Source organism: Methylobacterium sp. CM6244 (genome assembly GCF_054817885.1).
The window spans coordinates 2,752,284-2,771,024 of the sequence record NZ_CM139247.1; the positions used below are offsets into that span (position 1 = coordinate 2,752,284).

The window sequence follows — 18,741 nt, forward strand, 5'->3', positions numbered from 1 at the left end:
GCCAAGCGCGGCTCTAGCCTCGCGCCGTCCTAGAAGCTAAGTCCCTCGCGCACGCCCCTTCCCAATCCGCGGCACGCCACCGCGTGGTGCGGCAAAACCACGGCCGAGACAGGCTGAGCCTCGAAGGAGACACAGGGATGGCAAAGACCGCCGATCAGGTCCTCAAGGAAATCAAGGACAACGACGTCAAGTACGTCGATTTCCGCTTCACCGATCCCCGGGGCAAGTGGCAGCACGTCACGTTCGACGTGTCCCTCGTCGATGAGGAAATCTTCGCCGAAGGCACGATGTTCGACGGCTCGTCGATCGCCGGCTGGAAGGCGATCAACGAATCCGACATGCTGCTGATGCCCGACCCGGCGACCGCCTGCATGGACCCGTTCTTCTCGGCCTCCACCATGTCGATCGTCTGCGACGTGCTCGAGCCCTCGTCCGGCCTGCCGTATTCGCGCGATCCGCGCAGCACCGCCAAGCTCGCCGAGGCGTTCCTCAAGTCCACCGGCATCGGCGACACGATCTATGTCGGCCCCGAGGCCGAGTTCTTCGTGTTCGACGACGTGAAGTTCGGCTCCGACCCGTACCATACCGGCTTCCAGCTCGATTCGGTGGAACTGCCCACCAACGGCTTCACCGATTACGAGGGCGGCAACCTCGGCCACCGCGTGGCCACCAAGGGCGGCTACTTCCCCGTGCCGCCGCAGGATTCGGCGCAGGACATGCGCGGCGAAATGCTGGCCGCCATGCAGTCCATGGGCGTCAAGGTCGAGAAGCACCACCACGAGGTCGCCTCGGCCCAGCACGAGCTCGGCATGAAGTTCGACACGCTGACCCTACTCGCCGACCACATGCAGATCTACAAATACGCGATTCATAACGTGGCCCAGAGCTACGGCAAGACCGCGACCTTCATGCCCAAGCCCGTCTACGGCGACAACGGCTCGGGCATGCACGTGCACCAGTCGATCTGGAAGGACGGCAAGCCGATCTTCGCCGGCGACAAGTATGCCGATCTCAGCCAGGAATGCCTCTGGTACATCGGCGGCATCATCAAGCACGCCAAGGCGCTGAACGCCTTCACCAACCCGTCCACCAACTCCTACAAGCGTCTGGTGCCCGGCTACGAGGCCCCCGTGCTGCTGGCCTACTCGGCCCGCAACCGCTCGGCCTCCTGTCGTATCCCGTGGACGACGAACCCGAAGGCCAAGCGCGTCGAGGTCCGCTTCCCCGATCCGATGGCGAACCCCTACCTCGCCTTCTCGGCCCTGCTGATGGCCGGCCTCGACGGCATCATCAACAAGATCGATCCGGGCCCGGCCATGGACAAGGATCTCTACGACCTGCCCCCGCGCGAGTTGAAGAAGATCCCCACCGTCTGTGGCAGCCTGCGTGAAGCGCTGACCAACCTCGACCGCGACCGCGGCTTCCTGAAGGCCGGCGGTGTGTTCTCGGACGATCAGATCGACTCCTTCATCGAACTGAAGATGACGGAAGTGATGCGCTACGAGATGACCCCGCATCCGGTCGAGTTCACGATGTACTACTCGCTCTGAGGCGAGCGGGTCGGGCGCGCTCGCCCGGCCATTCGGACAATGCGCGACGCCGGGGCCTCGAAAGGGGCTCCGGCGTTTCGCGTTTCACCCCCCCGATTTCGTGACTGATATTATGCTATTATTCCTTTATAGGTATAATAGCTTGATCAAGGGGGTTAATCCGATGTCGTCGAGCACAACTGCGCTGCTGCAGGCGAAATGGCTGATCACGTCGTGCCGTGTTCAGGTCGCGTTTCAGCGGTTGCGTCTGTCGCTCCGTGCGTACCACGCCGATCAACCCCGCGTGCCGGCCGGACATCCGGACGGCGGCCAATGGACGGACGGCGGTGCGGGCGACGGATATGATTCCGGTGACGATGCGCGGATCGTCCACGTCTCGGATGACCTCAACCGTCGGTACACGGTCGTGCTCTCCGAAGAAGAGGTGCGCGGCGGCCATACGCTTCGCGAGCATGTCGGTAGGACGGACGCGCAGATGATGCAGCGCGTCCAGTCCAGCAAAAGGAGATTTCTGTTCGTAGACTATGGCCTCAGGCGAGATGGCACGTTCGAGTCTGTGGAGACCGCAAACGATCTCATCAACTGCACCTTGGAACAGAACGCCTCCGAAGTTGATGACGTCGCAACCGGGAAAAAGGCCAATGCATTCCTAAAGTCCCGATTTGGATACAAAACTGGTCGGGAAGCCTACACGGCGGGGCAGCTTGAGCCGTACATGCGTACGACTTACGGTGTCGGAATCTTTATCCTTCACGATCCGGGCAACCCCCGCGGGTACCGCATCCATACCGCCTATCCGGGCAACGACGGAGATTGACATGCGAGCGTCCCCGGAATTCCTGAAGTTCGGCCGTTGGTTCATGCAGGACATCGGTGGCGGCGCGCCGACGCTCGACGAGATGTACGATTTCGTTCTCAACCTCTTCCGCGGCGAGGAGCGCGTCCGGTTGCGGCAGTTCATCGACCGCGCCCTCCGCGAGGCGTCCGACGAGACGTTGAAGGGATTGTGGAAGGAGACGGACGCCGACATCTACTTCCCCACCGCGCAGGATCTGCGCGCATTCCTGACCGGCGCCCGCGACCGGCTCTGAACGCCGTTTCGTTCGCCCTGCGCGGGTGTCGGCAGCCTACGATCATCACACATTTCGCGGGATACGCGGCTCTCCTCCCCCTTGTGGGGAGAGGGACGCGCTCCGCCTGTCCGAGGAGTAGTGTGAACCCGGTCGGTCAAAAACTCCGCGTCGGCCGGTCGAGGACGCTGCGTCCCATCAGGCTGGCGGCGAGATCCGTCATCAGGATCGCGGTGCGACCGCGCTCGTCGAGGAACGGATTGAGCTCGACGAGATCGAGGCTGCGGACGAGGCCGCTATCGTGCAGCATCTCCATGGCGAGATGCGCCTCGCGGAAGGTGGCGCCGCCCGGAACCGTGGTGCCGACGCCCGGCGCGATGCCGGGATCGAGAAAATCCACGTCGAGGCTCACATGCAGCCACCCGCCGGCGGCGGCCACCCGTTCGAGGAAGGCCTTCAGCAGGATGCCGATGCCGAACTCGTCGATGGCGCGCATGTCGTGCACGGTGATCCCGGCCTCGCGGATCGTCTGCCGCTCCGCCGGATCGACGCTGCGCAGGCCGATCATGCAGACGTTATGCGGTTTCACCGGCGCGACGGGCGGCGGCAGGTAGGGGCCGAACCCCTTGAGGCCGAGTGCATAGGCCATGGGCACGCCGTGGAGATTGCCGCTCGTCGTCGTCTCCAGGGTGTGGAGATCGGGATGCGCGTCGAGCCAGAGCACGTGCAACTCGCGGCCCGCCTCGGCCGCCCGCCGGCTCATGCCCGAGACCGTACCGGCCGAGAGGCTGTGATCGCCGCCGAGGAAGATCGGCAGGCCTTCGCCCCCGGCCCGATAGGCGGCCTCGCTGAGCGCCGACGTCCAGCGCACGAAGTCGGAGAGGTTGGTCACGCTCGGATTGGGATGGGCGACGGCCTCGCCGGGGGGAGGGGCGATGTTCCCGCGATCCTCCACCACCAGGCCGAGGGAGGTGAGGGCGCCGCCCAAACCGGCGGCCCGGTAGGCGCTCGGGCCCATGTCGCAGCCCAGCCGGTTCGTGCCCTCCTGGACCGGCACGCCGATGAGGATGCAGCGTTTCTCGTCCATGGGTTCATTCTCCGATCCGCCGACACCATAGGGGCCGCGCACGACAGCCGTGAGGCGCGGGCCGGCGGATCGTCATGGCGCCGCAGGATCGGGACCAGCCCGGCCCTCCGCCCGAAGCAGCATCCCGAACAGGTCGCGGGGATCGTCCGGGTCCGCCAGCAGGTCGAGATCCTCGAAGAAGCCGGTGCCGGCCAGCACCGAGCGCAGGTATCGCAGGGCGGAGAAATCCTCGACCGCGAAACCGACGGAATCGAACAGCGTGATCTGCCTGTCGTCGATCCGCCCCGGCACCTCGCCGGCGATCACCCGCCAGAGTTCGGTGACAGGGTGATCGGCCGGCAATTGCTGGATCTCGCCTTCGAGCCGGGTCTGGGGTGCATATTCGACGACGATGTCCGAACGGCGGAGGATGTCGGGGTGGAGCTCGGTCTTGCCGGGGCAATCCCCGCCGACGGCGTTGATGTGGATGCCGGGGCCGACGAGGTTGTCGGTGAGGATGGTGGCGCATTGCTTGTCGGCCGTCGCCGTGGTGACGATGTCGGCGCCTTCCACCGCCTCGGCGGTGCTCGAACAGATCGCGATCCGGAAGCCGAACCCCGCGAGGTTGCGCCGGCACTTGGCGCTGGCGGCCGGGTCGATGTCGTAGAGGCGCAGGGAATCGATGCCGATGAGGGCCTTGAAGGCCAGGGCCTGGAACTCGGCCTGGGCGCCGTTCCCGATGATCGCCATGGTCCGCGCCCCTTTCGGGGCGAGGTATTTCGCCGCGACCGCCGACATGGCGGCGGTGCGCAGAGCCGTGAGGATCGTCATCTCGGTGAGCAGCATCGGATAACCGTTGCCCACATCGGCCAGCACGCCGAAGGCGGCCACGGTCTGGCGCCCGCTGCGGGCGTTCTTCGGGTGACCGTTGACGTATTTGAAGCCGTAGGTGGTGCCGTCGCTGGTCGGCATCAGTTCGATCACCCCGTCCGCGCTGTGGGAGGCCAGGCGCGGCTGCTTGTCGAACAGGTGCCAGCGCCGGAAATCCTCCTCTATCGTGGCGGCCAATTCCCGCAGGAACCGCTCGACGCCGATCGCCAGGACGAGCCTCATCATGTTGTCCACGCTGACGAAGGGAACGACATTCAGTTTGTCCGCCATGACGCCTCGTCTCCCGGACCGATACCGAATCGATCATAGGCAGGATGCGCGCCCGCGCGATGCGGCATAGCCCTTGCTGCGATGAGAGAGGGCGAAATGGGCAGGGCATCATGATCGGCACCTCTCGACCCGGTCGCTGTGAGGTCGCGTCGCGATGGGGTCGTTGATCGGATCGGACGGGGGACCAAGCGACTGGCGCCGGTCGGTACTACGGCGGAAACCCGTATCCCCCGCGACGCAGGGTGCCGATACCGGAGCCCGGCCCCTCGAACGCTCCATCGGCCTGTTCCGCCTCGTCATGCTCGGGGTCGGCGCCACGGTCGGCACCGGCATTTTCGTGATCCTGAGCGCGGCGGTGCCGGAGGCAGGCCCCGCCATCCTGGTCTCGTTCCTGCTGGCCGCCGTCACGGCGGGCCTCACGGCGCTCTGCTACGCGGAACTGGCTTCGGCGCTTCCGCTCTCGGGCTCGTCCTATTCCTATGCTTACGCCACCCTCGGGGAACTCGCGGCCTTCCTGGTCGGCGCCTGCCTCCTCCTCGAATACGCGGTCTCCGCCTCGGCCATCGCCGTCGGATGGGGCCAGTATCTCAACGAGGTCTTCGGTGCGCTCCTCGGCTGGACCATGCCCGATTCCATCAGCCAGCCCCCCGGCCGGGGCGGCTACGTCAACCTGCCGGCCATCGTCCTCATCGGCCTGTGCACCCTGCTGCTCCTGCGCGGCACCGCCGCATCCACCGCGATCAACGCGTTCCTCGTGGTCTTGAAGCTCGCGGTGCTGGCGTTCTTCGCCGTGGTCGCCCTCACGGCGTTCGAGCCGGCGAACCTCACGCCCTTCGCGCCGCTCGGCTGGGCCGGCATCGGCACCGCCGCCTCGACGATCTTCTTCTCCTATGTCGGCCTCGATACGATCTCGACGGCGAGCGAGGAGGTGCGCGACCCGGCCCGCACGCTGCCCCTCGGCATCCTCGTCTCCCTGGTCATCGTCACCGCGATCTACCTCCTCGTCGCCCTCGCGGGGATCGGAGCCCAGCCCTGGACGCACTTTGCCGGGCAGGATGCCGGGCTGGCGGTGATCCTGCGCAACGTCACCGGGACGGCCTGGCCGGCCCTCGTCCTGTCGATCGGGGCGGTGGCCTCCATCTTCTCCGTGACCCTGGTGACGATGTATGGCCAGACCCGCATCCTCTTCGCCATGAGCCGGGACGGACTGCTGCCCAGGCTGTTCCAGCGCGTGGACCGGCGCAGCCGGAGCCCGAACGCCAACACGCTGGCGGTGGCGCTCTTCGTCGCCTCGCTGGCGGCGCTCGTCCCCCTCGACGTGCTCGCTAACCTCACCAGCATGGGCACCCTCGTGGCCTTCACGGCGGTTTCTCTCAGCGTGATCATCCTGCGCCGGCGGCGCCCCGACTTGCCGCGAGGATTTCGCGTGCCGTTCTACCCGCTCGTGCCCCTCGCGAGCCTCGCCTGCTGCCTGATGCTCATCGCGGCGCTGCCACGGGACACCTACCTGCTCTTCGCGCTCTGGATCGCCGCCGCCCTGATGATCTATGCCGCCTATTCGCAGCGTCATTCGCGATTGGCTCGGGCCTGAGAGCCGGTCTGATGAGGTTTCTCTGCGTATCGTCTTGCCAGGATCGATCATCCAAGCCGACCACCTCATCCTGAGGTGACCTTTGCGCAAGCAAAGGGCTTTGAGGGAGCTTCCAGGGATCGCGCGTCGACTGGAGGCCTCCTTCGAGGCCGCTTCGCGGCACCTCAGGATGAGGTGGTGCGTTGGAAAAAAACACCTCACATCTGCTCTGAGACCAGACTGGGACGAGCGTGCCTCATGGGCTTTGCCTGCCTGCGATGACACGGCGGAGGACCGGTTCCGCCCTGCAAGACGGGCCAGCGGGACTTGCGCCGCCGCACCTCGGTTTCCAGCTGATATCGGCTGTTCCTCAAGCCGATCGAGTGCCGCGATGCCCCGCTTCTTCTTTCACACCCATATCGGCCGGGAGGTCATCGCCGATCCCACCGGCACCGAATTGCGGGATGCCGACCATGCCTGGGAGGTCGCCCGCGACACGATTCAGGCGACGATGAGCGAGGCGGAGGCCCAGGCCCGCCTGATGGGGGCAATCCTCGTCGTCACCGACGAATCCGGCGAAACGGTCCTCGAATTCCCGTTTTCCGAGGTGGTCACCCTCGCGCCGGAAGAGCCGGGTCCCACCGTGCATTGAGACGCCCTGTCGCCTCACCGGGTCTTCGGGGCCTCGCCTTCCGCCGTCACGGCCTGCCGGATCGCCGCCAGAAGGGCGCCTTCGAAGAGCAGGGCGGAACCGTAATGGAACTCGAGGTCGAAGGGGCGGCGCGAATTCATGGAGAGCGAGGCGCTCTGCATCGCCACGAGACGGCCCGACAGGTCGAACAGGCCGGAGCCAGAGCCGCCGAACCCGTCATTGCAATTGTGCCGGGCGCGGCGGATGTCGTCCTCCGTCGGCGGATCGATCTGGTGGATCGCGCAGGTCTCGGTGCTGCTCGGCCCGCGATAATTCTCGTGCCCGCCGGGCGAGACCATCACCACGGGAATCTCCGCGACGCCCGTTGCCAGAGACGGCGCCTCGGGGACCGGCTGCGGCGGCGCGCCGACCACCGCCTCCGTGAGGTCGAGCAAGGCCCAATCGTCGGTGATGTGCAGGGCCTTGGCGTCGGGCGCCGCGCCGAGGCGCAGGCTCGCCGGTACGAAGCCGTAATTCCGCCCGCCGATCTGGAAGAAGCAATCCTCCACCTCCCGCGTCACCTCCATGCGGCGGTTGCGGAAATTGTGCGCGTTCATCACCACGAGGCGTGACGACCCGACGAGCCAGGCCGCCGCCGCCTTCTGCGGGATACCGTCCGGCCGGCGATGGCAGAACAGGACGCCCGCGCCGGGATAGCGGGTGATGTCGGCCCCCGTCAGATCGCGGCGCCCGTCATGCGGATAGAGGGCGGCCATGCGCCCTTCCTCCGCCGAGGCCGCCCCCGACACCATGATTGCGAGCCCGGCCAGCGCCCATCTCCGCAGCGGGCGGGACCGGCCATCGTGCCTCCGGCGGATCGAGCTTTCGGCTGCGACAGGAATCATCTGTGATGTGAACCGATGCTGATGCTGAGCCATCGCCGCTCGATCCGAGGAGGAGGGCGGTTCGGAATGTCGTCGGCCTCGCGCACGGGGCAGGGCCCCGCGGGGACCACCTATTCCGGCGGGTCCTTCTTCACGGACACGCACATCTTCACCGCCGATTCCAGCTTGATCTCGCCCGGATTGCCGATATTCGCGGTCTCTTCCAGGCAGCGGATGAAGTAATTCTTGTCGAGCTCGGCGTTCAGGCTGGAGAAGGCCTTGCCCATGCGGGTGGCGAAATCGATCTTCTCGTCCGTGGAAGCGCGGGGCCAGCGCAATACCTTGTCGTCCATGGTCAACCGTGCCGCATCGGCAATCGACGGCAGGACAATCAGGCAAATCACGAGCGCAGTTGTTCTTCTGATCATCGGCATGTCTCGTTTTTGTTTCCTACCCACCATCAGTTTAGCGCTGGTCGGCAACGAGTAAAGCACAGGCTCACCGGCACAGGACGCTTTTCCTGCTGCGACACTGTGCATAAACCTTGCGCATCGCGACCGCGCATCGTCCGGCTCCCGTGCCTCTGCGCCACCGAACGCCGGACCGCTCCGAGAGGCCGACGACGGCCAACCTGCAGCGCAAGTGCTTCAATCCACAGAGCAAGTGCTTCGACCGAAAGGGAAAGACCGGTCGTTCACCTATGTCGCTCTTCCACAAGTCTTGGCCAGGATCACCCTCCGGACAGGGATAAAAGCATGGAACAAGTTGCCAAATCGTCCTGTAAAAAAAGGTTGAAGTGGCTAAAGACAGCAGGCAAAGCAAATGATTATATAGCTAGCCGATGGATCAGTAATAAGTCTTTTATAAGAGCGGCCAGCGTCAGGTTATTCTTATAAATACGTTCATAATATCGACCGACTGACTGTTTGCTGAACCGGCGAAAGCAATGGCTGCGGCCGATCCCCTGGGGTCGAGCACGCGGCAGAAGGGCAGGAGACGCAGAATGAACAGGTTACTGAATTCAGTCTCGGTGCTGGCCGTCTTGGCCCTGGCACCGATCGGATTGTCAGGGATCGCCTCGGCCAACGACAAGCTCATCGATCTGTCGAACAGCGATGAAAACTGGGTGATGCCGGGCAAGAACTACGACTCGGACAATTACAGCAAGCTCAAGCAGATCAACACGACGAACGTGAAGGACCTCAAGGTCTCCTGGTCGTTCTCGACCGGCCTGCTCAACGGCCACGAGGGCGCGCCCGTCGTCGTCGACAACAAGATGTATATCCACACCTCCTTCCCGAACAACACCTTTGCTCTCGCCCTCGACGATCCGGGCAAGATCCTGTGGCAGGACAAGCCCAAGCAGAACCCGGCCGCCCGCGCCGTCGCCTGCTGCGATCTCGTCAATCGCGGTCTCGCCTACTGGCCCGGCGACGGAAAGACCCCGGCGCTGATCCTCAAGACCCTGCTCGACGGCAACGTCATGGCGCTCAACGCCGAGACCGGCGAGACGGTGTGGAAGGTCGAGAATTCCGACATCAAGGTCGGCTCCACGCTGACGATCGCCCCCTACGTGGTTAAGGACAAGGTCATCATCGGCTCCTCGGGCGCCGAGCTCGGCGTGCGCGGCTACCTCACCGCCTACGACGTGAAGACCGGTTCCCAGGTCTGGCGCGCCTACGCGACCGGCCCGGACAAGGACCTGCTGCTGGCCTCCGACTTCAACATCAAGAACCCCCATTACGGCCAGAAGAACCTCGGCACCTCCACCTGGGAGGGCGATGCCTGGAAGATCGGCGGCGGCACCAACTGGGGCTGGTACGCCTACGATCCCGGCACCAACCTGATCTACTTCGGCACCGGCAACCCGGCGCCGTGGAACGAGACCATGCGTCCCGGCGACAACAAGTGGACGATGACCATCTTCGGCCGCGACGCCGATACGGGTGAGGCCAAGTTCGGCTACCAGAAGACCCCGCACGACGAGTGGGATTACGCCGGCGTCAACGTGATGATGCTGTCGAACCAGAAGGACAAGGACGGCAAGGACCGCAAGCTCCTGACCCATCCGGACCGGAACGGCATCGTCTACACGCTCGACCGGACGGACGGCTCGCTCGTCTCGGCCAACAAGATCGACGACACCGTCAACGTGTTCAAGTCGGTCGACCTGAAGACCGGCCAGCCGGTGCGCGATCCCGAATACGGCACCCGCATGGACCACCTCGCCAAGGACATCTGTCCCTCGGCGATGGGCTACCACAACCAGGGCCACGATTCCTACGATCCCGAGCGCAAGCTCTTCTTCATGGGCATCAACCACATCTGCATGGATTGGGAGCCCTTCATGCTTCCCTACCGTGCCGGTCAGTTCTTCGTCGGCGCCACTCTGAACATGTATCCCGGCCCGAAGGGCGATCGCCAGAACTACGAAGGTCTGGGCCAGATCAAGGGCTACAACGCCATCACCGGCGAGTTCAAATGGGAGAAGATGGAGCGCTTCGCCGTGTGGGGCGGAACGACGGCGACCGCCGGCGGTCTCGTGTTCTACGGAACGCTGGACGGCTACATCAAGGCGCGCAACTCGGACAACGGAGACCTTCTCTGGAAGTTCAAGATGCCGTCGGGCGCCATCGGCTACCCGATTACCTACAGCCACAAGGGTGATCAGTACGTCGCCATCTACTACGGCGTCGGCGGCTGGCCGGGTGTCGGCCTCGTGTTCGACCTTCAGGACCCAACTGCCGGCCTCGGCGCGGTGGGCGCGTTCAAGAAGCTCGCCAACTACACCCAGATGGGCGGCGGCGTGATGGTGTTCTCGCTGAACGGCAAGGGTCCGTACGACGATCCGAGCATCGGCGAGTACCAGACCGCAGCCGCCAAGTAACGGCTGCATCGGGAAACGAGCGCGTCCCTCTCCCCCTTGTGGGGAGAGGTTAGGAGTGGGGGTGGTTGGGTGACCCGCAGGCTGCAGAGGCCAGCGGAGCCACCCCCACCTCCAACTCCTCCCCGCAATCTCGACGGATCTCGGGCAGGCCCGAGATCCGCTGCGGAGGAGAGCGGCGCTCCGTTCGCAGCGCCTCGATCCCAAAGAATCCGACCCATAAAAACAACGGAAACGCTCTCATGTCCTTCGCCAAAGGATGCCTGTCCGTCGCGGCTCTCCTCTCCCTCGGCAGTGCCGCGTTCGCGCAGGCCGATACGAAATCCGCGCCCGACGACACCGTGCTCCGGGTCTGCGCGGCCAACCAGCCGCCGCTCTCGATGAAGGACGGCTCCGGGCTCGAGAACCGCATCGTCTCCGCCGTCGCCGAGGCCATGGGGCGCAAGGCGCAGTTCGTCTGGTCCGACAAGGCCGCGATCTATCTCGTGCGCGACAGTCTCGACAAGAAGCTCTGCGACGTGGTGGTCGGCCTCGACAGCGACGACCCGCGCGTGCTCACCACGAAGCCCTATTACCGCAGCGGCTACGTCTTCATCACCCGCGCCGACCGGGACCTCGACATCAAGTCCTGGTCCGATCCGCGCCTGAAAACGATCGACCACATGGTCGTCGGTTTCGGCACGCCGGGCGAGGCAATGCTGAAGGATATCGGCCGCTACGAGGAGGACATGGCCTACCTCTACTCGCTGGTGAACTTCCGCGCGGCCCGCAACACCTACACGCAGATCGACCCGGCCCGGATGGTCAGCGAAGTCGTCGCCAACAAGGCCGACGTCGCCGTGGCCTTCGCGCCGGACGTCGCCCGCTACGTCAAGGATTCGAGCCAGCCCCTGCGCATGAATCCGGTGCCGGACGATACGGTGCGCAGCGACGGCCAGAAGGTGCCGCAGAGCTTCGACCAGTCGATGGGCGTCCGCCGCGACGACCAGGCCCTCAAGACGGCCCTCGACGCCGCGATCGCCAAGGCTCGCCCGCAGATCGAGGCGATCCTCCGCCAGGACGGCGTGCCCGTCACCCCCGTTTCCAACTGATCCTCCGAACCCTGTCCCGCGTCGCCGGTGCGCTGAGCACCGGTACGCCCACCTCGGCCGCAAGTCCGGGGATAAACAGAGCAAATTGATGCGTCACACGAACCGTGTCCTCGCCGCCCTTCTCGGGCTCGGCCTCGCCTCCGCCGGTCTGGCGGCCCTGGCCCAGCCCTCCGCGGGCCCCTCGACGGGAATCACCTTCCGCAACACCGTGACCGGCGAAGAATTGAACGTCTCGGAAGGCAAGGAAGGCGGGCGCGACACTCCCGCCGTCAAGGAGTTCTTCCAGACCGGCAAGAACCTCTACATCGACGACAAGTCGTGCCTGCGTAACGGCGAATCGCTGTTCGCGACCTCGTGCTCCGGCTGTCACGGGCACCTCGCCGAAGGCAAGCTCGGCCCCGGCCTCAACGACAATTACTGGACCTATCCGTCCAACACCGAGGATACCGGCCTGTTCGCCACCATCTTCGGCGGCGCCAACGGCATGATGGGTCCGCACAACGAGAACCTGACGCCCGACGAGATGCTGCAGACGATCGCCTGGATCCGGCACCTCTATACCGGCCCGGTCAAGGACGCCGTCTGGCTCAACGACGAGCAGAAGAAGAAATACACGCCCTACAAGCAGGGCGAGACCTTCCCCAAGGACGCTCCGGGCCAGTGCCCACCGCTGGAGTAGCAGTCTTGGGAAGTCACGTCGCGCGAGGATGCCTCGCGCGGTGAGCGAGAAGCGGCGAACGCCGTAACAATCAAACCAGAGGAAACGACCATGCGGACACTCATCACGGCTCTCGCAATCGGTGCGGGCGCGCTGCTCGCCGTTCCCGCGCTCGCCTATGACGGCACCAAGTGCAAGGCCCCCGGCGATTGCTGGCAGCCCAAGCCCGGCTTCCCCGAGAAGATCGCCGGCACGAAATACGACCCGAAGCACGATCCGAAAGAGCTGAACAAGCAGGCCGATTCGATCAAGCAGATGGAAGAGCGCAACAAGAAGCGCATCGAAGCCGCCAAGAAGACCGGCAAGTTCGAATACGACGTCACCAAGATCTCCTCCAACTGACGTCGTCGCCGCCCATCGCTTTGGGCGGCCATCACGGTGACCGCGATCCCCTCAGGCGCCTGGACCGCTCCGTCCGGGGATCGCGGCCGCTGTCCTCAAAGGCAAACCCCATGAACGACATCCGCTCCGGCGACGCGATGCTCACCGATTGGCGCGAGGCGGCCGGCCGTTTCGAGCGCGCGGTCCGCGGCGCCGTGGTGGGCCAGGACCGGGCGATCCGGCTTCTCACCATCGCTCTCTTCGCCCGGGGCCACGTGCTGCTGGAAGGCGATGTCGGCGTCGGCAAGACCACCCTGCTGCGCGCCGTGGCGCGGGCGCTCGGCGGCGCCTACGAGCGCATCGAGGGCACGGTGGACATGATGCCGTCCGACCTCATCTATCACACCTACCTCGCCGATGACGGCCGCCCGCGCGTGGAGCCGGGGCCGGTGCTGCGGCAATCCGAAGACCTCTCGATCTTCTTCTTCAACGAGATCAACCGCGCCCGTCCGCAGGTCCATTCGCTCCTGCTCCGCCTCATGGCCGAGCGCAGCCTGACCGCGTTTAACCGCGAATACCGTTTCCCCAACCTCCAGGTCTTCGCCGACCGCAACCGCGTCGAGCGCGAGGAAACCTTCGAGCTCCCGGCCGCCGCCCGCGACCGCTTCCTGATGGAGATTGGGCTCGACGCCCCGCGCGATGCCGAGGCGCGCCGCGCCCTCGTCTTCGATCCGCGCTTCCACGATACCGATGCCCTCATCGCCGGCATCGACGGCGGCGTCCTCGATCACGCGGCCATGGCCGGGATCGGCGCGGCGATCCAGCACGGCATCCAGGCGAGTCCGGCCATCGAGGCCTACGTGGTCGGCCTGTGGGAAGCCCTGGTCCGCCCGCACGAGGCCGGCATCCGCCTTCCCGGCATCGACATGTCGGCGCTGATCCAGGGCGGGGCCTCGCCGCGCGGCGTCGCCTTCCTCGTCCGCGCCGCCCGCGTCCGCGCCTGGCTGGAGGGCCGCGACTGGCTCGTGCCCGAGGACATCCGGGCGATCTTCCCCGAGGTGATGGCCCACCGCGTCTTCCTCGAGCCGATCTACGAGATGCGCCGCAGCACCATCGTGCCGGAGCTCTGCCGCGCCGTGTTCGACACCGTGCCCGCCCCGTGACGGCGCCCGAGAGAACGCCCCAGGAGCCGACGCCGGACATCGTCTACCGCCCGCGCGGCCGCGTTCCCGGCACGATGGCGGGTGCCCATCGCGGCCGCGATGCCGGCGGTCTCGGCACCTTCCGCGACCAGGTGCCGTTCCTGCGCATGCCGGATGCCCGCCGCATCGACGTCCGCGCCACCCTGCGCGACCCGTTCGAGGGCACCTACGTCCGGCGGTTCGAGAGCCGCACGGCGCTCGAAATCTGGGCACTGGTCGACCTCTCCGCTTCCATGCGCTTCTCCGGCGAGGCAGACAGGATGGGGCTCGTCTCGTCCTTCTGCGGCTGCCTCGCCGCCTCGGCTACGCGCATCGGGGACGCTTTCGGCCTGGTCGGCTGCGATGCCACCCTGCGGGAGGACGTGTTCCTGCCCGCGAGCCGTCGCCGCAGCATTGCCGGCGACGTGGTCTCCCGGCTGACGGACGCCGCCTGTACCGGCGACCGCGCGGACGGGATGGGGCAGGCGGCCCGCCGCCTCGTCGGCCGTCCCAAGATCGTGTTCCTGGTCTCCGATTTCCGCTGGCCGGAGGCACTCATCGCCGAGACCTTCGCGAGCCTGTCGCGCCACGACCTCGTGCCGGTCGTCCTGGCCGATTCCGCCGAGGACGACGGCCTGCCCGAATGGGGCCTGATGGAACTCGACGATCTCGAAGGTGCGGGCCGTCGCCTGGTCTTCATGCGCCCGAGCCTGCGCCGCCGCTGGATCGCGCGCGAAGCGGAGCGGGAGGAGACCCTGCGCCGAATCGCGTCCACCTATGGCCGACCGCCTTTCCGCCTCGCGGGCCGTTTCGACCCGGACGCGATCAGCCGTCACCTCCTGGCGAGTTGAGGCATCCCATGCGCCGCCTCGCCCCGCTCCTGTTCTTGCTCTGCTCGTCGCTCGCCGCCCAGTCCCAGGTGCGGACCGTCGAGGTGCGCACGCCGCGCCCGTTCGGCTACTTCCTCGGCGATCTCGTCCGCGCCCAGGTGGATATCGTGGTCGAGCCGGGCTTTGCCCTGCAGGCCGCCTCGCTGCCCCAGCCCGGCGCGATCACCTATTGGCTCGACCTTCGCACCGTCGCGGTCACGCAGGCATCCGTGGGCGGCGGCAGCCGGGTGCGCCTCGATCTCACCTACCAGAACTTCTACGCCGCCCTCGATGCTCGCCCCCTGGAGATCCCCGGCTTCGTCGTCACCTTCGTAAGCGAGACGGACACGGGCGCGACCACGGCCAAGGCCCAGGTTCCGCCGTGGTCGTTCAACATCTCGCCCCTGCGCGAGGTCCAGCCGCCGGCTCAGGAAGACCCGAGGAACTACCTGCGTCCGGACGGGCGGGTCGCCTCCCTCGACACGCAACCCCTCGTCGTCGGCGGCGCCGGCTTCATGGCCATGGCCCTTCTGGCCTTCGCGGGTCTCGCCTGGGACCGGACATGGTGGCCCTTCGCCAAGCGCGAAGGACGCGCCTTTGCCGCGTGCCTGCGCCGCCTGCGCGTCCTCGCCGGACGGAGGGAGGACGAGGCGGCCTACGAGACCGCGCTTCTCGCGCTTCACGGGGCGCTGGACGAGACCGACGGGCGCCGGGTCCTGGCCGACGACCTGCCGGCCTTCCTCACCCGCCATCCCGCCTATGCGCGGGAACGGGCCGGCCTCGCCGCCTTCCTCGACGCGTCGCGTCACAGCTTCTTCGGACCCGGTCCGGCCGCCGCCATGCAGCGTCTGCCCTTGGCCGACGTCGTCGCCCTGACCCGGAAACTCACCGCCATCGAGCGGCAATCATGAACGAGCCGAAAACCCGTCCGATGGCGGTCGAAGCATGGGTCTGATGGCGGTGGTGTCATGCGCCTGATGGCGGATTTTCCCTGGGTCTTGTGGCTGCTGCCTTTGGCGCTGCTGCCGCTCGCCGCGTCGAGCCAGCGGGTCACCCCGCTGTCGAGCATCGCGGCCAGCCCCGTCGACGGCCTGTCGCGCCTCATCGGCTGGAGCCTGCGCCTCGCCGGCATCCTCGCCATCGGCGGCCTCGTCGTCGCCCTGTCCGGCCCCTATCGCCAGGGCGAGACCATCACCCGGACCGGCATCGGGGCCCAGGTCTCGATCCTGGTCGATCGCTCGGGAAGCATGAACGAGACCTTCGCCGGATTGCAGCCCTCCGGTGCCGAGGAATCGAAGGCGGCGGCCTCGCGCCGGCTGCTCGGCGAGTTCGTCGGCAGCCGCGCCCATGACCAGTTCGCCGTCTCGGCCTTCTCCACGGCCCCCATGCTGGTGGTGCCGATGACCGATCGGCACGAGGCGGTCCGCGCGGCCATCGCCGCCATCGACCGGCCGGGCCTCGACTACACCAACGTGGCGCGCGGCCTCGGCATGGCGCTCTCGCAGTTCGGCGCCAGTACCGCCAACGTCTCGCGCGCCCTGCTCATCGTCTCCGACGGCGCTGCGGTGATCGATCCCCGTGTACAGGGGACGTTGCGCGCCGAATTCTCGCGTATTCGTCCGAACCTCTACTGGCTTTTCCTGCGGACGAAGGGCTCGCCCTCCATCTCCGACCGGCCATCGGGCGAGGACACCCCTCAGGCCGCGCCCGAACGTCATCTCGATCTGTTCTTCAAGAGCCTCGGCATCCCATACCGCGCCTTCGAGGCCGAGGGCGCCGAGGCGGTGGCCGATGCCATCGGCCAGATCGAGCGTCTGGAGCGCGACCCGATCCCCTATATCGAGCAGCGGCCACGGCGCGACCTCGCGGGATGGGCCTATGGAATCAGCCTGTTAGGCCTGATCCTGCTCGTCGCGGCCAAGCTCGCCGAGGCGGATCTCAGCTTGCGCCGGCCGGTGGTTTCCGCCTCCGCCGCGCCGGCTCCCCAGCCGCAGAGGCTCGCCGCATGAAGGCGTTTGTGAAACCAATATCGCCGCAGCGCGCCAACCCTCCTCCCTCTGCGGGGGAGGGTGGTCGCGGAGCGACCGGGAGAGGGGGCGACCTCTCTGGACAGCGCGCTCCCCTCTCCCGACCCTCGCTGACGCGAGGGCCACCCTCTCCCGCAGAGGGGGGTGGGGGAGCCGGTGCCGGACTGGGCGACGCCCTGCGCCGCGCCCGCCCGCACCTCCTCCTCGCCGTGCCGATCCTCCTGCTTCTCGTGGCCCTCGGCTTCGGCGCGGCGGCCTGGCGGGCAGCGCGCGACAACGCCGCGATCGCGGCCCTCGCGGCCGGCAAGGACGTCCCGGTCTCCCTCGACGCCTCGGCTCCGCTCCTGCTGGCGCGGGTGCAGCACCTCGCCCGTCGCGGCGTGACCGAGGAGATCGAGCCGCTGATCGAATCCCTCGACCGCCGGGGCGAGACCGACCTCTCCGCTCGCGCCCGTTATGCGCTCGGCAATGCCCGCCTGCGCCAAGCCTTCGACCATCTGGAACGGAGCAACCTCGATCCGGCCGGACCGCTCATCACCTTGGCCCGTCAGGATTATCGGCGCGCGCTCCAGGGCCGGCCGGACCTCTGGGACGCCAAGTTCAACCTCGACGTGGCCTCGCGCCTGCTCCGCGACTTTCCCGAATTCGATCGCAAGACCGGCGACGAGCTGAAGGCCGAACCGAAGAAGATCTGGACCGAGATCCCCGGCCAGCCGCGGGGCGAGCCATGAGAGCGCCCGGCCTCGTCCGGCGAAACCTGCGGGACCGGCGGTTCCAGTTCCTGGCCGCCGCACTGGCGCTCGTGGGGCTGACCTTCGTGGCTCGCCCCCTGCCGCTGACCCGCAACGGCGTCGAGATTCTGGCGGTCCTCGACATCACCGGCAGCATGAACGTCCGCGATTACGTCGGCGCGGACGGCAAACCGCAGAGCCGTCTGGAGACGGCGAAGGCCGCCTTACGCGAACTCGTCACCTCGCTGCCCTGCGGGTCGCGGGTGGCACTGGGCCTGTTCACCGAGCGCCGGCCGTTCCTGCTGTTCACCCCCATCGAAGTCTGCGCCGATTTCGCCCCCTTGGACGGTGCGCTGGACGCCCTGGATTGGCGCATGGCCTGGGAAGGCGACAGCCGGATCTCGGCCGGGCTGTTCCGCTCGGTGGAAATGGCGGCCAGTCTCGGCACCGACCTCGTCTTCATCACCGATGGCCACGAAGCGCCGCCCCTGCCCAGCACCGGCGGACCCGCCTTCGACGGCAAGCCGGGCGCCGTGCGCGGCCTCATCGTCGGAGCGGGGGCCTACGCCCTGTCGCCGATCCCACGCTACAACGATCGCGGCCGCGAGACCGGATTCTATGGCTCGGGCGACGTCCAGCAGGAGAACCGGTTCGGCCCGCCCCCCGCCGATGCCGAGAGCCGCGAGGGCTACAACCCGCGCAACGCCCCCTTCGGCGCTGCGGCGGCCTCCGGCACCGAGCATCTCTCCTCGGTGCGGGAGGCCTACCTCAAGACCCTCGCTCAGGCGACGGGCCTGACCTACGCCCATCTCGACGGCCCTCCCGGGGTCGGCCCCGCGCTGGTCCGCGCGGCGACCCCGCGCCCGCTCCCGGGCAGCCTCGACCTGCGCCCCGTCTTCGGCGGGATCGCCCTCGCGCTGATCCTTGCCGTTTTCGCCGCCCCTCTGTTCGGGGCCGGCCGTTTTGTCCTGGTAAAAAAGGTCTGAT

19 protein-coding genes are annotated in these 18,741 nt (G+C 66.9%); 15 read left to right on the forward strand and 4 right to left on the reverse strand.

The features are described 5' to 3' along the window. Nucleotides 1-137 precede the first annotated feature (137 nt). The 3 genes from glnA to ACYQML_RS12780 all read left to right on the forward strand — a co-directional run bounded on the left by glnA (nt 138) and on the right by ACYQML_RS12780 (nt 2,641). Nucleotides 138-1,550, forward strand: coding sequence for a type I glutamate--ammonia ligase (glnA, locus tag ACYQML_RS12770; RefSeq protein WP_056430308.1), 1,413 nt, complete (start codon nt 138-140; stop codon nt 1,548-1,550). 163 nt (nt 1,551-1,713) lie between these two features. Beyond that, a complete protein-coding gene (locus ACYQML_RS12775; protein ID WP_461233020.1) occupies nt 1,714-2,367 on the forward strand; it encodes an RNase A-like domain-containing protein in 654 nt (217 codons plus the stop codon). A gap of 1 nt (nt 2,368) precedes the next feature. After that, a complete protein-coding gene (locus ACYQML_RS12780) occupies nt 2,369-2,641 on the forward strand; it encodes a hypothetical protein (protein WP_461224630.1) in 273 nt (90 codons plus the stop codon). 136 nt (nt 2,642-2,777) lie between these two features. Here the strand turns inward: ACYQML_RS12780 and rocF are convergent, their stop codons facing one another. Both rocF and ACYQML_RS12790 read right to left on the reverse strand, forming a co-directional pair. After that, on the reverse strand, nt 2,778-3,707 hold the full coding sequence (rocF, locus tag ACYQML_RS12785; protein WP_461233021.1) for an arginase: 930 nt from the start codon (nt 3,705-3,707) through the stop codon (nt 2,778-2,780). 72 nt (nt 3,708-3,779) lie between these two features. Next, nucleotides 3,780-4,847 (reverse strand): ornithine cyclodeaminase, encoded by a 1,068-nt coding sequence (locus ACYQML_RS12790; RefSeq protein WP_461233022.1) that lies wholly within the window; start codon nt 4,845-4,847, stop codon nt 3,780-3,782. Nucleotides 4,848-5,001: 154 nt separating this feature from the next. On the opposite strand from ACYQML_RS12790, the gene ACYQML_RS12795 reads away from it, so the two are divergent. Together ACYQML_RS12795 and ACYQML_RS12800 are read left to right on the forward strand one after the other, a co-directional pair. After that, the gene (locus tag ACYQML_RS12795; protein WP_461233023.1) at nt 5,002-6,438 is read left to right on the forward strand and encodes an amino acid permease; all 1,437 of its coding nucleotides are present in this window, start codon (nt 5,002-5,004) and stop codon (nt 6,436-6,438) included. A 370-nt stretch (nt 6,439-6,808) separates the two neighbouring features. After that, nucleotides 6,809-7,069: a DUF6894 family protein gene (locus tag ACYQML_RS12800; RefSeq protein WP_056430323.1), complete on the forward strand. Its 261-nt coding sequence runs from the start codon at nt 6,809-6,811 to the stop codon at nt 7,067-7,069. A gap of 14 nt (nt 7,070-7,083) precedes the next feature. On the opposite strand, the gene ACYQML_RS12805 is transcribed toward ACYQML_RS12800, so the two are convergent. Together ACYQML_RS12805 and ACYQML_RS12810 are read right to left on the reverse strand one after the other, a co-directional pair. Further along, nucleotides 7,084-7,860 carry a serine protease gene (locus ACYQML_RS12805; RefSeq protein ID WP_461235721.1) on the reverse strand — a complete coding sequence of 259 codons (777 nt, stop codon included), beginning with the start codon at nt 7,858-7,860 and terminating at the stop codon, nt 7,084-7,086. Between the two features lie 203 nt (nt 7,861-8,063). Continuing rightward, complete coding sequence (locus tag ACYQML_RS12810; protein ID WP_461233024.1) at nt 8,064-8,366, reverse strand: hypothetical protein; 303 nt, start codon at nt 8,364-8,366, stop codon at nt 8,064-8,066. A 569-nt stretch (nt 8,367-8,935) separates the two neighbouring features. On the opposite strand from ACYQML_RS12810, the gene ACYQML_RS12815 reads away from it, so the two are divergent. The 10 genes from ACYQML_RS12815 (at nt 8,936) to ACYQML_RS12860 (ending at nt 18,740) form a co-directional block, all read left to right on the forward strand. Next, complete coding sequence (locus tag ACYQML_RS12815; RefSeq protein WP_420604569.1) at nt 8,936-10,819, forward strand: methanol/ethanol family PQQ-dependent dehydrogenase; 1,884 nt, start codon at nt 8,936-8,938, stop codon at nt 10,817-10,819. Nucleotides 10,820-11,058: 239 nt separating this feature from the next. Further along, nucleotides 11,059-11,907 carry a methanol oxidation system protein MoxJ gene (gene moxJ / locus ACYQML_RS12820; RefSeq protein ID WP_461233025.1) on the forward strand — a complete coding sequence of 283 codons (849 nt, stop codon included), beginning with the start codon at nt 11,059-11,061 and terminating at the stop codon, nt 11,905-11,907. Between the two features lie 88 nt (nt 11,908-11,995). Then, nucleotides 11,996-12,586 carry a cytochrome c(L), periplasmic gene (gene moxG / locus ACYQML_RS12825; RefSeq protein WP_056430336.1) on the forward strand — a complete coding sequence of 197 codons (591 nt, stop codon included), beginning with the start codon at nt 11,996-11,998 and terminating at the stop codon, nt 12,584-12,586. A 90-nt stretch (nt 12,587-12,676) separates the two neighbouring features. Beyond that, a complete protein-coding gene (locus ACYQML_RS12830) occupies nt 12,677-12,967 on the forward strand; it encodes a methanol dehydrogenase [cytochrome c] subunit (RefSeq protein WP_207410594.1) in 291 nt (96 codons plus the stop codon). 110 nt (nt 12,968-13,077) lie between these two features. Then, nucleotides 13,078-14,109 carry an AAA family ATPase gene (locus tag ACYQML_RS12835; protein WP_461233026.1) on the forward strand — a complete coding sequence of 344 codons (1,032 nt, stop codon included), beginning with the start codon at nt 13,078-13,080 and terminating at the stop codon, nt 14,107-14,109. Beyond that, a complete protein-coding gene (locus ACYQML_RS12840) occupies nt 14,106-14,978 on the forward strand; it encodes a DUF58 domain-containing protein (protein WP_461233027.1) in 873 nt (290 codons plus the stop codon). Before ACYQML_RS12835 ends, ACYQML_RS12840 begins: the two co-directional genes overlap by 4 nt. An 8-nt stretch (nt 14,979-14,986) precedes the next feature. Then, a complete protein-coding gene (locus ACYQML_RS12845) occupies nt 14,987-15,907 on the forward strand; it encodes a nonribosomal peptide synthetase MxaA (protein ID WP_461233028.1) in 921 nt (306 codons plus the stop codon). Between the two features lie 57 nt (nt 15,908-15,964). Then, the gene (locus ACYQML_RS12850; RefSeq protein WP_461233029.1) at nt 15,965-17,005 is read left to right on the forward strand and encodes a vWA domain-containing protein; all 1,041 of its coding nucleotides are present in this window, start codon (nt 15,965-15,967) and stop codon (nt 17,003-17,005) included. Nucleotides 17,006-17,199: 194 nt separating this feature from the next. After that, on the forward strand, nt 17,200-17,754 hold the full coding sequence (locus ACYQML_RS12855; protein WP_461235722.1) for an MxaK protein: 555 nt from the start codon (nt 17,200-17,202) through the stop codon (nt 17,752-17,754). Continuing rightward, the gene (locus ACYQML_RS12860; protein ID WP_461233030.1) at nt 17,751-18,740 is read left to right on the forward strand and encodes a vWA domain-containing protein; all 990 of its coding nucleotides are present in this window, start codon (nt 17,751-17,753) and stop codon (nt 18,738-18,740) included. Before ACYQML_RS12855 ends, ACYQML_RS12860 begins: the two co-directional genes overlap by 4 nt. Nucleotide 18,741: the final 1 nt, after the last annotated feature.

Bases quoted from the DNA above. Each gene is read 5' to 3' on its own strand.
- rocF (WP_461233021.1), bottom strand. From the start codon at position 3,707: ATGGACGAGAAACGCTGCATCCTCATCGGCGTGCCGGTCCAGGAGGGC.
- glnA (WP_056430308.1), top strand. From the start codon at position 138: ATGGCAAAGACCGCCGATCAGGTCCTCAAGGAAATCAAGGACAACGAC.
- ACYQML_RS12815 (WP_420604569.1), top strand. From the start codon at position 8,936: ATGAACAGGTTACTGAATTCAGTCTCGGTGCTGGCCGTCTTGGCCCTG.
- ACYQML_RS12790 (WP_461233022.1), bottom strand. From the start codon at position 4,847: ATGGCGGACAAACTGAATGTCGTTCCCTTCGTCAGCGTGGACAACATG.
- moxG (WP_056430336.1), top strand. From the start codon at position 11,996: ATGCGTCACACGAACCGTGTCCTCGCCGCCCTTCTCGGGCTCGGCCTC.
- moxJ (WP_461233025.1), top strand. From the start codon at position 11,059: ATGTCCTTCGCCAAAGGATGCCTGTCCGTCGCGGCTCTCCTCTCCCTC.
- ACYQML_RS12830 (WP_207410594.1), top strand. From the start codon at position 12,677: ATGCGGACACTCATCACGGCTCTCGCAATCGGTGCGGGCGCGCTGCTC.
- ACYQML_RS12835 (WP_461233026.1), top strand. From the start codon at position 13,078: ATGAACGACATCCGCTCCGGCGACGCGATGCTCACCGATTGGCGCGAG.
- ACYQML_RS12805 (WP_461235721.1), bottom strand. From the start codon at position 7,860: ATGGTGTCGGGGGCGGCCTCGGCGGAGGAAGGGCGCATGGCCGCCCTC.
- ACYQML_RS12845 (WP_461233028.1), top strand. From the start codon at position 14,987: ATGCGCCGCCTCGCCCCGCTCCTGTTCTTGCTCTGCTCGTCGCTCGCC.
- ACYQML_RS12795 (WP_461233023.1), top strand. From the start codon at position 5,002: ATGGGGTCGTTGATCGGATCGGACGGGGGACCAAGCGACTGGCGCCGG.
- ACYQML_RS12775 (WP_461233020.1), top strand. From the start codon at position 1,714: ATGTCGTCGAGCACAACTGCGCTGCTGCAGGCGAAATGGCTGATCACG.
- ACYQML_RS12860 (WP_461233030.1), top strand. From the start codon at position 17,751: ATGAGAGCGCCCGGCCTCGTCCGGCGAAACCTGCGGGACCGGCGGTTC.
- ACYQML_RS12780 (WP_461224630.1), top strand. From the start codon at position 2,369: ATGCGAGCGTCCCCGGAATTCCTGAAGTTCGGCCGTTGGTTCATGCAG.
- ACYQML_RS12810 (WP_461233024.1), bottom strand. From the start codon at position 8,366: ATGCCGATGATCAGAAGAACAACTGCGCTCGTGATTTGCCTGATTGTC.
- ACYQML_RS12800 (WP_056430323.1), top strand. From the start codon at position 6,809: ATGCCCCGCTTCTTCTTTCACACCCATATCGGCCGGGAGGTCATCGCC.
- ACYQML_RS12850 (WP_461233029.1), top strand. From the start codon at position 15,965: ATGCGCCTGATGGCGGATTTTCCCTGGGTCTTGTGGCTGCTGCCTTTG.